The sequence below is a fragment of the Streptomyces sp. ML-6 genome, from assembly GCF_030116705.1.
Taxonomy (GTDB): domain Bacteria; phylum Actinomycetota; class Actinomycetes; order Streptomycetales; family Streptomycetaceae; genus Streptomyces.
Genome location: NZ_JAOTIK010000001.1, coordinates 6,004,021 through 6,015,806 on the forward strand (window position 1 = coordinate 6,004,021; position 11,786 = coordinate 6,015,806).

Annotated in this window: 12 protein-coding genes; 9 read left to right on the forward strand and 3 right to left on the reverse strand. The window is 71.7% G+C overall.

Annotated features, from left to right (window positions below; all coding sequences use genetic code 11):
• The first annotated feature begins 88 nt into the window (after nt 1-88).
• From dxr to OCT49_RS26695, 6 genes are all read left to right on the forward strand, one after another.
• Nucleotides 89-1,342: a 1-deoxy-D-xylulose-5-phosphate reductoisomerase gene (dxr, locus tag OCT49_RS26670; RefSeq protein WP_283854336.1), complete on the forward strand. Its 1,254-nt coding sequence runs from the start codon at nt 89-91 to the stop codon at nt 1,340-1,342.
• Nucleotides 1,339-2,649, forward strand: coding sequence for a M50 family metallopeptidase (locus OCT49_RS26675; RefSeq protein WP_283854337.1), 1,311 nt, complete (start codon nt 1,339-1,341; stop codon nt 2,647-2,649). Before dxr ends, OCT49_RS26675 begins: the two co-directional genes overlap by 4 nt.
• A 180-nt stretch (nt 2,650-2,829) precedes the next feature.
• Complete coding sequence (gene ispG / locus OCT49_RS26680) at nt 2,830-3,984, forward strand: flavodoxin-dependent (E)-4-hydroxy-3-methylbut-2-enyl-diphosphate synthase (RefSeq protein WP_283854338.1); 1,155 nt, start codon at nt 2,830-2,832, stop codon at nt 3,982-3,984.
• A 215-nt stretch (nt 3,985-4,199) separates the two neighbouring features.
• Complete coding sequence (locus OCT49_RS26685; RefSeq protein WP_283854339.1) at nt 4,200-5,045, forward strand: GNAT family N-acetyltransferase; 846 nt, start codon at nt 4,200-4,202, stop codon at nt 5,043-5,045.
• A gap of 53 nt (nt 5,046-5,098) precedes the next feature.
• A complete protein-coding gene (locus OCT49_RS26690) occupies nt 5,099-5,668 on the forward strand; it encodes a GNAT family N-acetyltransferase (RefSeq protein WP_283854340.1) in 570 nt (189 codons plus the stop codon).
• A gap of 79 nt (nt 5,669-5,747) precedes the next feature.
• On the forward strand, nt 5,748-7,448 hold the full coding sequence (locus tag OCT49_RS26695; RefSeq protein WP_283854341.1) for a proline--tRNA ligase: 1,701 nt from the start codon (nt 5,748-5,750) through the stop codon (nt 7,446-7,448).
• A 63-nt stretch (nt 7,449-7,511) separates the two neighbouring features.
• On the opposite strand, the gene OCT49_RS26700 is transcribed toward OCT49_RS26695, so the two are convergent.
• From OCT49_RS26700 to OCT49_RS26710, 3 genes are all read right to left on the reverse strand, one after another.
• The gene (locus tag OCT49_RS26700; RefSeq protein ID WP_283854342.1) at nt 7,512-8,417 is read right to left on the reverse strand and encodes an aminoglycoside phosphotransferase family protein; all 906 of its coding nucleotides are present in this window, start codon (nt 8,415-8,417) and stop codon (nt 7,512-7,514) included.
• 75 nt (nt 8,418-8,492) lie between these two features.
• Nucleotides 8,493-8,984, reverse strand: coding sequence for a ferritin-like domain-containing protein (locus OCT49_RS26705; protein WP_283854343.1), 492 nt, complete (start codon nt 8,982-8,984; stop codon nt 8,493-8,495).
• On the reverse strand, nt 8,981-9,505 hold the full coding sequence (locus OCT49_RS26710) for a hypothetical protein (RefSeq protein ID WP_283854344.1): 525 nt from the start codon (nt 9,503-9,505) through the stop codon (nt 8,981-8,983). The genes OCT49_RS26705 and OCT49_RS26710 overlap by 4 nt, the downstream gene beginning before the upstream one ends.
• 173 nt (nt 9,506-9,678) lie before the next feature.
• On the opposite strand from OCT49_RS26710, the gene rimP reads away from it, so the two are divergent.
• The 3 genes from rimP to OCT49_RS26725 all read left to right on the forward strand — a co-directional run bounded on the left by rimP (nt 9,679) and on the right by OCT49_RS26725 (nt 11,707).
• The gene (gene rimP, locus OCT49_RS26715; RefSeq protein ID WP_283854345.1) at nt 9,679-10,176 is read left to right on the forward strand and encodes a ribosome maturation factor RimP; all 498 of its coding nucleotides are present in this window, start codon (nt 9,679-9,681) and stop codon (nt 10,174-10,176) included.
• A 2-nt stretch (nt 10,177-10,178) separates the two neighbouring features.
• Nucleotides 10,179-11,219: a transcription termination factor NusA gene (gene nusA / locus OCT49_RS26720; RefSeq protein WP_283854346.1), complete on the forward strand. Its 1,041-nt coding sequence runs from the start codon at nt 10,179-10,181 to the stop codon at nt 11,217-11,219.
• A 209-nt stretch (nt 11,220-11,428) separates the two neighbouring features.
• Complete coding sequence (locus OCT49_RS26725; protein WP_283854347.1) at nt 11,429-11,707, forward strand: YlxR family protein; 279 nt, start codon at nt 11,429-11,431, stop codon at nt 11,705-11,707.
• Nucleotides 11,708-11,786: the final 79 nt, after the last annotated feature.

Consider the following 11,786-nt stretch of genomic DNA (forward strand, 5'->3'; position numbering starts at 1 on the left):
CCCGTGCGGTCACCGCCCGGCGGGGCCGGGACCGGGCGACCGGGACGCACTGTCCACGCCCGCCGAGGATGCGGCAAGAATGGGGGGCATGAGCGACAGCCCTGCCCCCCTCGCCGACCCGCACCTCGTCTTCGACGTAGCGGAAGGCCGCCGGGATCTCGTCATCCTCGGCTCCACCGGTTCCATCGGCACCCAGGCCATCGACCTGGTGCTGCGCAACCCCGACCGCTTCCGCGTCACCGGACTCTCCGCCGCCGGCGGGCGGGTCGCCCTCCTCGCGGAGCAGGCGCGGCAACTGCGGGTGCGCACCGTGGCCGTCGCCGACGCGGACGCCGTACCGGCCCTCCGCGACGCACTGCGCGAGCAGTACGGGCCGGGCGAACCGCTCCCCGAGATCCTGGCGGGCCCCGAGGCCGCCGCCCAGCTCGCCGCGAGCGACTGCCACACCGTGCTCAACGGCATCACCGGCTCGATCGGGCTCGCCCCCACCCTCGCCGCGCTGGAAGCCGGCCGCACCCTCGCCCTGGCCAACAAGGAGTCGCTGATCGTCGGCGGCCCCCTGGTCAAGGCACTGGCGAAGCCCGGACAGATCATCCCGGTCGACTCCGAGCACGCCGCGCTCTTCCAGGCCCTGCGCGCCGGCACCCGCGCCGACGTCCGCAAGCTCGTCGTCACCGCGTCCGGCGGCCCCTTCCGCGGCCGGACCCGGGACGAACTGGCCGACGTCACCCGCGAACAGGCCCTCGCTCACCCGACCTGGGCCATGGGACCGGTCATCACGATCAACTCCGCCACCCTCGTCAACAAGGGGCTGGAGGTCATCGAGGCCCACCTCCTCTACGACATCCCGTTCGACCGGATCGAGGTCGTCGTCCACCCCCAGTCGTACGTCCACTCCATGGTGGAGTTCACCGACGGCTCCACCCTCGCCCAGGCCACGCCCCCCGACATGTGCGGCCCGATCGCCATCGGTCTCGGCTGGCCCTCCCGGATCCCGGACGCCGCCCCCGCCTTCGACTGGTCGAAGGCGTCCACGTGGGAGTTCTTCCCCCTGGACGACGAGGCCTTCCCCTCCGTGGGACTGGCCAGGCACGTCGGCACGCTCGGCGCCACCGCCCCGGCCGTCTTCAACGCCGCGAACGAGGAATGCGTCGATGCCTTTCTCGCGGGACGGCTGCCGTTCAACGGAATCATCGATACGGTCACGGCGGTGGTGGCCGAACACGGCACCCCCGCCACGGGAACTTCGCTCACGGTCGCAGACGTCCTCGAAGCGGAGACCTGGGCCCGCGTCCGGGCCCGTGAACTCTCGGCGAAAGCGACAGTGGAGGCGCGCGCATGAGCATGACGACGGTCCTGTTGACGATTCTGGGCATCGCCGTCTTCGTCGTCGGTCTGCTGTTCTCGATCGCGTGGCACGAACTCGGGCACCTGTCGACCGCGAAACTCTTCGGCATCCGCGTCCCCCAGTACATGGTCGGTTTCGGACCGACGATCTGGTCCCGGAAGAAGGGCGACACCGAGTACGGCATCAAGGCCATCCCGGCCGGCGGCTACATCCGCATGATCGGCATGTTCCCGCCGGGCGAGGACGGGCGCCTGGAGGCACGCTCCACGTCGCCGTGGCGCGGCATGATCGAGGACGCCAGGTCCGCCGCCTACGAAGAACTCGAACCCGGTGACGAGAAGCGCCTCTTCTATACGCGCAAGCCGTGGAAGCGCGTCATCGTGATGTTCGCCGGACCGTTCATGAACCTGGTCCTCGCCGTCGCGATCTTCCTCGGCGTGGCGATGACCTTCGGCTTCCAGACCCAGACCACCGAGGTGGCGGGCGTCCAGAAGTGCGTGATCGCCCAGAGCGAGAACCGCGACACCTGCAAGAAGTCCGACCCGGTCTCGCCCGCGAAGGCGGCGGGACTGGAGGAGGGCGACAAGATCGTCGCCTTCAACGGCCAGAAGGTCGACGACTGGGACACGCTCTCCGGCAGGATCCGCGACACCATCGGCCCCGCCACCATCACCGTCCTGCGCGACGGCCAGGAGAAGACCCTCCACGCCGTGCTCAAGGAGAACGCGGTGGCGAAGAAGGACTCCAGGGGCGAGGTGATCCCCGACGAGTACGTGAAGGCCGGCTACCTCGGCTTCGCCGCCCAGACAGAGATCGTCCCGCTCTCCTTCGGCGACTCGGTGGTCCGCATGGGAGACATGATCGAGAACGGCGTCGACTCGATCATCGCCCTCCCCTCCAAGATCCCGGGCCTGTGGGACGCCGCCTTCGGCGACGGCGAACGGGCGGCGGACTCCCCGGTCGGCGTGGTCGGCGCGGCCAGGATCGGCGGCGAGGTGATGACGCTGGACGTACCGGCGCAGAACCAGATCGCGATGATGCTGTTCCTGCTGGCCGGTTTCAACCTCTCACTGTTCCTCTTCAACATGCTGCCCCTGCTGCCGCTCGACGGCGGGCACATCGCCGGGGCGCTCTGGGAATCCCTGCGCCGCAACGTGGCCAGGGTCTTCCGGCGACCCGACCCGGGCCCGTTCGACGTGGCCAGGCTGATGCCGGTCGCCTATGTCGTCGCCGGCGTCTTCATCTGCTTCACGCTGCTGGTGCTGGTGGCCGACATCGTGAACCCGGTCAAGATCTCCTGATCCACCACCCGTTCCGTGTACGGCGGGTGACGGCCCGGCACACAGCGTGTGCCGGGCCGTTCCCTTCGTGCCGCGCCCCCGGGGCAGGGTGTGCTCGGGGCCGCCGCCGGTGCCGTAACCTCGAAGGCCGGAGCCCGCCGATCTCGGGACCTCGATCCACACCTTGGGGATGCTCAGCGCATGACTGCGATTTCTCTCGGAATTCCGTCCGTTCCGACCAAGCTCGCCGACCGGAGGGTCAGCCGCAAGATCCAGGTCGGGTCGGTTGCGGTGGGCGGGGACGCGCCGGTGTCGGTGCAGTCGATGACCACGACGCGCACCTCCGACGTCGGTGCGACGCTGCAGCAGATCGCGGAGCTGACGGCGTCGGGCTGTCAGATCGTGCGGGTGGCGTGTCCGACGCAGGACGACGCGGACGCGCTGGCGACGATCGCGAGGAAGTCGCAGATCCCGGTGATCGCGGACATCCACTTCCAGCCGAAGTACGTCTTCGCGGCGATCGACGCGGGCTGCGCGGCGGTGCGGGTGAACCCCGGGAACATCAAGCAGTTCGACGACAAGGTCAAGGAGATCGCGCGGGCGGCCGGGGAGGCCGGCACGCCGATCCGGATCGGCGTCAACGCGGGCTCGCTGGACGCGCGGCTGCTGGCGAAGTACGGCAAGGCGACCCCCGAGGCGCTGGTGGAGTCGGCGCTGTGGGAGGCGTCGCTGTTCGAGGAGCACGGCTTCCGCGACATCAAGATCTCCGTCAAGCACAACGACCCGGTCGTGATGGTCAACGCCTACCGGCAGCTCGCCGCCCGCTGCGACTACCCCCTGCACCTGGGCGTGACGGAGGCCGGGCCGGCCTTCCAGGGCACGATCAAGTCGGCGGTGGCCTTCGGCGCGCTGCTGTCGGAGGGCATCGGGGACACCATCCGGGTCTCGCTGTCCGCCCCGCCGGCCGAGGAGGTCAAGGTCGGCATCCAGATCCTGGAATCGCTGAACCTGCGCCAGCGGCGGCTGGAGATCGTCTCGTGCCCGTCGTGCGGGCGGGCCCAGGTGGACGTGTACAAGCTGGCCGACCAGGTGACGGCGGGTCTGGAGGGCATGGAGGTCCCGCTGCGGGTGGCCGTGATGGGCTGCGTCGTCAACGGTCCGGGCGAGGCCCGCGAGGCGGACCTCGGGGTGGCCTCGGGCAACGGCAAGGGACAGATCTTCGTGAAGGGCGAGGTCATCAAGACCGTGCCCGAGTCGAAGATCGTCGAGACACTGATCGAAGAAGCCCTGAAGATCGCCGAACAGATGGAGAAGGACGGCATCGCCTCGGGCGAGCCCGAGGTCTCCGTCAGCTGAACCGGCCTCCGGCCCCGGCCGGACCGCACGACGACACCACGGCGCCCCGCCGGACGACCCCCGTCCGGCGGGGCGCCGTCATGAGTGACCGCACCGGGCACCGCCGTGAGCGACCTCACGGTGCGCCCGGAAAGCCGATCACGAGCACGAGCGGCGCAGATGAGCCTCTTTGGGTACAGTGCGGAAATCAGCAGACCATATGGTGAGGCCCCCTCGTGTTGACGCAGACCACCACCCGGGTCCTCGAACCCAGCGACCTCGGTGCCGCTCTGGCCGTCCTGGAGAGCGAGCCCGTCGCCAACGCCTTCGTGACGTCCCGGGTCCAGATCGCGGGTCTCGACCCCTGGCGCCTGGGCGGCGAGATGTGGGGCTGGTACGCCGACGGACAGCTGCGCTCGCTCTGCTACTCGGGCGCCAACCTCGTCCCCATCTGCGCCGGACCCGAGGCCGTCCGGGCCTTCGCCGACCGGGCCCGCCGGGCCGGCCGCCGCTGCTCCTCCATCGTCGGCCCCGCGGAACCCACCGCCCAGCTGTGGCGGTTGCTCGAACCCGGCTGGGGCCCGGCCCGCGAGGTCCGCGCCAACCAGCCGCTGATGGTCACCGAGAGCCCCTCCACCGAGGTCGCCCCCGACCCCCTCGTCCGCCGCATCCGCAAGGACGAGATGGACGTCCTGATGCCCGCCTGCATCGCGATGTTCACCGAGGAGGTCGGCATCTCCCCGCTCGCGGGCGACGGCGGACTCCTCTACCAGGCACGCGTCGCCGAACTCATCGGCTCCGGACGCTCCTTCGCCCGCATCGAGGACGGCAAGGTCGTCTTCAAGGCCGAGATCGGCGCGGCCACCCCGCAGGCCTGCCAGATCCAGGGCGTCTGGGTCGCCCCCGAACACCGCGGCAAGGGCCTCTCCGAAACCGGCATGGCGGCCGTCCTGCGCTACGCCCTGGCCGACGTCGCCCCCGTCGTCAGCCTCTACGTGAACGACTACAACACCCCCGCCCGCCGCGCGTACGCCAAGGTCGGCTTCCGCGAGACCGGCGCGTTCATGAGCGTGCTGTTCTGACCGGCCCCGCCGCCCCGTACCGCACACCCCGCCCGGGCCAGTAGGGTCGGCCCATGGCAGCAGTCCCCGGGGGCGCCCCCCGCATTCCCAGCGTCCGGATCGGGCCGATCGATCTCGCCGCGCGCGTGGACGAGGCGCTCGCCGTGCAGGCCGTCGCCTTCGGACTGGGCCCGGAAGAGGTCGAGGTACGACGCCACATCGTCCTCAGGCACCTCGACCACCCCGAGGCCCGCGCCCTCGGCGCCACCACCCCCGGCGACCGGCTCGTCGGCTTCGTCTACGGCATGCCCAACGAGCGCGGCCAGTGGTGGTCCACCGTCGTCGAGCCCTACCTCCGCGCCACCGGCTCCGCGCACTGGCTCGACGACTCCTTCGTCATCACCGAACTGCACGTCCTGCCGGAGTTCCAGAACCTCGGCATCGGCCGCACGCTGATCACCACCATCACGGACGCCGTCGACCAGCCCCGATCCATCCTCTCCGCGATCGACACGGAGAGCCCGGCCCGCAGCCTGTACCGCAGTCTCGGCTACCAGGACCTGGCCCGGCAGGTGCTCTTTCCCAGCGCTCCCAAGCCGTACGCGGTGATGGGAGCCCCGCTCCCGCTGCGCCGTGCACACTGAGCCGGGGCCAATGGATTTCCGCCCACCCGTGCTGCCCGGCTAACCTCCTGCACATCACCCTTCCTAGCAGGAGTTCACCATGGCCCAGGTCCAGCGCATGTCCCGATTGATGATCAAGACACTGCGCGACGACCCGGCGGACGCCGAGACGCTCAACCACAAGCTGCTCGTCCGGGCCGGATACGTACGTCGCACCGCGGCCGGCATCTGGACCTGGCTGCCGCTGGGCAAGAAGGTCCTGGAGAACATCACCCGCGTCGTGCGCGAGGAGATGGACGCCATCGGCGGCCAGGAGGTCCTGCTGCCCGCACTGCTGCCCAAGGAGTCGTACGAGGCCAGCGGCCGCTACGACGAGTACGGCGACCTGCTCTTCCGGCTCCGCGACCGCAAGGGCGCCGAGTACCTCCTCGGCCCCACCCACGAGGAGATCTTCACCCAGGTCGTCAAGGATCAGATCACGTCCTACAAGGACCTGCCCGTGATCCTGTACCAGATCCAGACCAAGTACCGCGACGAGGCCCGCCCGCGCGCCGGTGTGCTGCGCGGCCGCGAGTTCCAGATGAAGGACTCGTACTCCTTCGACACCACGGACGAAGGGCTGGCCGAGGCGTACGGGCTGCACCGCGCCGCCTACATCCGGATCTTCGAACGGCTCGGCCTCGACTACCGCGTCGTCTCCGCCGTCTCCGGCGCCATGGGCGGCTCGGCCTCCGAGGAGTTCCTGGCCCCCGCCCCGGCCGGCGAGGACACCTTCGTCGACTGCCCCGCCTGCGACTACGCCGCCAACACCGAGGCGGTGACCTTCGAGGCCGCCCCGGCGGACGGTTCCGCGCACGGCCCCGTCGAGGAGCTGGACACCCCCGACACCCCGACCATCGAGACCCTCGCCGCGCACCTGGGCGTCCCCGCCTCCGCGACCCTGAAGAACCTGCTGGTCAAGATCGACGGCGAGATCGTCGCGGTGGGCGTGCCCGGCGACCGCGAGGTGGACCTCGGCAAGCTGGGCGAGCACCTGGCGCCCGCCGTCGTCGAGCTGGTCACCGCGGAGGACTTCGATGGCCGCCCCGACCTGGTGCGCGGCTACGTCGGCCCGCAGGGCCTGGACAAGGTCCGCTACATCGCCGACCCGCGCGTCGCCCCCGGCACCGCCTGGATCACCGGCGCCAACAAGGACGGGGTGCACGCGAAGAACGTCGTCGTCGGCCGCGACTTCGAGGTCGACGACTACCTCGACGTCGTCGTCGTCGAGGCGGGCGACCCCTGCCCCAAGTGCGGCACCGGCCTCAAGCTGGACCGCGCCATCGAGATCGGCCACATCTTCCAGCTGGGCCGCAAGTACGCGGACACCTTCCAGCTCGACGTGCTCGGCCAGAACGGCAAGCCGGTCCGGGTCACCATGGGCTCCTACGGCATCGGCGTCTCCCGCGCCGTCGCCGCGCTCGCCGAGCAGACCGCCGACGAGCAGGGGCTGTGCTGGCCCCGCGAGATCGCCCCGGCCGACGTCCACGTCGTCGCGGCGGGCAAGGCGCTCCAGACGGAGCTGGCCCTCGACGTCGCCGAGCGGCTCGGCGCCGCGGGCGTGCGGGTCATGGTCGACGACCGCGCGGGCGTCTCGCCCGGCGTGAAGTTCACCGACGCCGAACTGATCGGCGTCCCGAAGATCCTGGTCGCCGGCCGCCGCTCGGCCGAGGGCGTCCTGGAACTCAAGGACCGCCGCACCGGCGAGCGCGAGGAGCTCACGGTCGACGAGGCGATCGCCCGCCTCACCACCGAGGGCTGATCCGGAACACGGCAGGAGGCCCACGCGCACCGCGCGGGGCCTCCTCGCGTCCTCCTGGATTCCCTACAGCCAGCTCGCGAACTCCAGGGTCAGTTCGCCCTCCTGGCGGCGGCCCGCGGCCATCGCCCGGGTTCCCGACTCCACCGCGCGGAACAGCGTCCAGGCGTGCAGCCGCTCCTGGTCCACGTCCAGCGAGTCGGCGAGCCTGCGCACCCGCCGGCGGGCCGTCACCGCACCGCCGGAGGACGCGATCAGGTCCTCGACCCGGTCGCGCACCAGGCGCGCCAGGTCGTAGGCCCGCTCACCGACCAGCGGCTCGGGACCGACCGTCAGCCAGGGCACCCGTTCCCCGGCGAGCACCTTGCTCTGGCGGAAGTTGCCGTGCAGCAGCAGGAGTTCGGGGGAGTGGGCGACCAGCTCCGCACGGGCCGCGAGCGCCGCGGAGACCATCGGCTCCAGGGCGGGATCGGCAGCCGCGGCGGCGCGCATCGGCCCGACCCGGCGACCGGTCCGTTCGGCGACCGTCTCGAAGCCGTGCCCGGCCGGCGGCTCGACCCACAGCCGGCGCACCGTGCCCGCCGCCTCCAGCAGCGCCTTGGCCTCCGGCAGCGAACGCAGCGACACCTCGGGGTGCAGCCGCTCCAGCAGGAGCGCGCCGGGCCCGTCACCGAGCAGCCGCACCGCGCCCCAGCCGTTCCAGTGGGCCAGCGCCGCCCGCTCGGGGCCGGGCGCGGCCCCGGCCGGGGCCAGCTTCAACGCGGCCGGGGTGCCGTCGGAGCACGTCACCAGCAGCACCAGACTGCTGCGGCCCCCCGGGGCGGCGACCCGCTCCACGGTCACCCGCCGCCCGGTGGAGGACAGCGCCTCCTCGATCAGCGCGGGAAGCCGTGCGAGCCAGTCGGCGGCGGCTGCTTCCCCGCACGACTCGCCCAGCGCTCGCACCAGACGCTGCGGCGGTTCAAAACCCATACGTGCTGTGTTCCCTTTCAGAATTTCCTCGGTGCCTCGGTGCCTCGGTGCCTCGTGGCCCGTGTCGCGGCTTTCTCAGCGCGCCGGGGCGGCCCCCTCCCCGTCGGCGGTCTTCGCACCGGCCCCCGCCGCGGTGGTCCTCCCGGCGGCCCGCTCGGCGAGACCGGGAAAGGGTACGCCGCTGCCCCGCCAGCGGACCGCGCGCACCGCGGCCTCCCGCAGCGCGTCGGCGGCCTCCCGCCTGAGCGGCCCCTCGGCGGCCCGCACCAGGTCGGAGTACACGTTCGCGACCCGGTCCTCCAGCAGGGCCGCCAGCCGCACCGCAGCGGCCGGGTCCGCGACCGTGAACGGCAGGGCGTACGCGGCCCGCGCCGCCACCGGCTCGCCGCCCAGGTCGCGCACGGTCCGGGCCAGCACGTCGCGCCGGGCCCGGTGCGCGTGGTGGGCCGAGCGGGCCTCGGCCCGGCGCTTCCCGTCGACCCGGGCGCCGACCACCCCGTACCCGTACACCGCCGCGTGTTCGGCGGCCAGGGCCGCCTGTACGGCCTTCAGCTCTCCGGCGCTCATGACGAGGTCTCCTTGGCCAGTTCGGTCAGCAGATAGGCGTGGGCCGCGCCCGCCGCCGCCGTCGAGGCCAGCAGCCGGGCCAGCTCCGGCGGGGCCTCCAGGAGGGCCGCCAGATGCGCGTCGGAGGTGCGGCGCTCCGCCGCGGCCAGCTCCTCGACCGCCGCCCTCGCACCGGTAGCGCGCGACCGTGGGGGCGCGAGCGGCTTCCCGCCGGGCACCAGCGCCCCGGCGTGGGCCCGCACGATGTCCCGCAACGGCGAGAGCGCGGCGGCGGTGGCCGGATGGGCTCCGATCACCTGCTCGTAGTGGCCGAGCAGCTCCATGCTGCTCCGCGCGGCGCCCGCCCGGATCTTCTTCTCCGCCCGCGCCGCGGCGACCTGTTCGGCCGCGGTCGGGGCCCCGTCCCGCCCGGATCGCTCCGGGCGCCCGGAGCCGTCGCCGCAGCCGGCCAGCACCGCCCCCAGGGCGATCGCTCCCGTCGCGGTGAGCGCACCCCTGCGCGTCGTTCCGGTGCGCTGCACTTTTCTCCTTCGGGCTGGACCTGTCTTGACTGGATCTGTCCTGAAGTGATCACCGCAGGCGAGCGTACCCGCGGCGGAGGAGAGGAGGGACGGCAACACCCCTCGGGACCGGATACCCTTTGACCTGACACGCGAGATCCCACAACAGCACACGCGGCCGAGGAGTCACCCGGATGAGCACCACCCAGAGCGAGAGGCTGCGCGGACTGCTCGAACCGCTCGTCAGCGCCGAGCAGCTGGATCTCGAGGAGATCGAGATTTCCCGGGCCGGCCGCCGCCGGGTGCTGCGGATCATCGTGGATTCCGACGAGGGCGTGGAGCTGGACGCCTGCGCCGAGCTGAGCCGCGCGATCTCCGAGAAGCTCGACGAGACCGACGCGATGGGCGACGGCGAGTACGTCCTCGAAGTCAGTTCCCCCGGTGCCGACCGTCCGCTGACGGAGCACCGCCACTACGTACGCGCCACGGGCCGCCTGGCCAAGCTGCACCTGCGCGAGGGCGGCGAACTGGTGGCCCGCATCCTCGCCGTGGACGAAGAAGGGCTCGACCTCGAGGTGCCGGGCGTCAAGGGCCGCAGGCCCACGTCCCGCCGGGTCGCCTTCGACGAGATCGCCAAGGCGCGCGTGGAGATCGAATTCAGCCGCAAGGACAAGAAGGAAGAGGAGGCGTAGCCGTGGACATCGACGTGAAGCTCTTGAAGGGCTTGGCACAGGACAAGGAGATCCCCTTCGACGTGCTCGTCGAGGCGATCGAGTCGGCCCTCCTCATCGCCTACCACCGTACCGACGGAAGCCACCGCCGCGCGCGGGTGGAGCTCGACGAGCGCGGCCACGTGACGGTGTGGGCGAAGGAGGACCCGGCCGACCTGGAGCCGGGGCAGGAGCCCAAGGAGTTCGACGACACCCCGTCCGGCTTCGGCCGGATCGCCGCGACCACGGCCAAGCAGGTCATCCTGCAGCGGCTGCGCGACGCCGAGGACGACCGGACGTTCGGCGAGTACGCGGGCCACGAGGGCGACATCGTCACCGGCGTGGTCCAGCAGGGCAAGGACCCCAAGAACGTCCTGGTCGACATCGGCAAGCTGGAGGCCATCCTGCCGGTGCAGGAGCAGGTGCCGGGCGAGGAGTACACCCACGGCATGCGACTGCGCACGTACGTGGTGCGCGTCGCCAAGGGTGTGCGCGGCCCGTCCGTCACGCTGTCGCGGACCCACCCCAACCTGGTGAAGAAGCTCTTCGCGCTGGAGGTCCCGGAGATCGCGGACGGTTCCGTGGAGATCTGCGCGATCGCCCGGGAGGCCGGCCACCGCACCAAGATCGCGGTCCGTTCGACCCGCTCCGGACTGAACGCCAAGGGCGCCTGCATCGGGCCGATGGGCGGCCGGGTGCGCAACGTGATGTCCGAGCTGCACGGCGAGAAGATCGACATCGTGGACTGGTCGGACGACCCGGCCGAGATGGTCGCCAACGCGCTGTCGCCCGCACGGGTGAGCCAGGTCGAGGTCGTGGATCTCGGCGCCCGGTCCGCCCGCGTCACCGTCCCGGACTACCAGCTCTCACTCGCGATCGGCAAGGAGGGGCAGAACGCCCGCCTCGCCGCCCGCCTCACCGGCTGGCGCATCGACATCCGCCCGGACACCGAGACCGACGCCGAGCGCGACGTCGCCGACCGGGAGCGCGCGGAGCGCGCCCGCGAGCGGTCCGAGCGGCGCTGAGAACCGGTCGGGCGGCCGGCTCCGGCCGGACGCCCGCCGGAAGGACGGACCCGCGCGCGGGACACCGGGCGCCGCTCCTGGAGGGGCGCCCGGTGCAGGCCGCGGGGGGCCGGGAATAAATCTCAGCGGCATGCCGCTGAGATCACGACAACATCCGTTCGATTTTTGCCCCAAAGGGGTGAGGTCGGTGCGGGGAGGTAGACTTAGCCGTGTCTGGCCGGACGCATGCCCGCGCTTGCCCTGAGCGAACCTGTGTGGGATGCCGGGAGCGGGCGGCCAAGAGCGAACTGCTGCGCATCGTCGCGGAAGGGAACGCCTGCGTTCCCGATCCTCGCGGTACGCTGCCCGGCCGGGGTGCCTATGTACACCCCGTCCCCGCATGTCTGGACCTGGCGGTTCGCCGCCGGGCATTCCCCCGGGCCTTCAAGGCCAAGGGGCCGTTCGACCCCGCCGCGCTGCAGCGGTTCGTCGAGCGGGTGACACCGTAAGAAATGAACGGCACGGGACCCCGTGCGGTCAGGTACCTCGCGAGTTGGAAGTAGGTCGAGATTGCGATGAGCACTCGAT

Coding starts and splice junctions, on each gene's coding strand:
- OCT49_RS26700 (WP_283854342.1), bottom strand. CDS start 8,417: ATGGGTTTTGAACCGCCGCAGCGTCTGGTGCGAGCGCTGGGCGAGTCG.
- OCT49_RS26675 (WP_283854337.1), top strand. CDS start 1,339: ATGAGCATGACGACGGTCCTGTTGACGATTCTGGGCATCGCCGTCTTC.
- OCT49_RS26705 (WP_283854343.1), bottom strand. CDS start 8,984: ATGAGCGCCGGAGAGCTGAAGGCCGTACAGGCGGCCCTGGCCGCCGAA.
- rimP (WP_283854345.1), top strand. CDS start 9,679: ATGAGCACCACCCAGAGCGAGAGGCTGCGCGGACTGCTCGAACCGCTC.
- OCT49_RS26695 (WP_283854341.1), top strand. CDS start 5,748: ATGGCCCAGGTCCAGCGCATGTCCCGATTGATGATCAAGACACTGCGC.
- dxr (WP_283854336.1), top strand. CDS start 89: ATGAGCGACAGCCCTGCCCCCCTCGCCGACCCGCACCTCGTCTTCGAC.
- ispG (WP_283854338.1), top strand. CDS start 2,830: ATGACTGCGATTTCTCTCGGAATTCCGTCCGTTCCGACCAAGCTCGCC.
- OCT49_RS26690 (WP_283854340.1), top strand. CDS start 5,099: ATGGCAGCAGTCCCCGGGGGCGCCCCCCGCATTCCCAGCGTCCGGATC.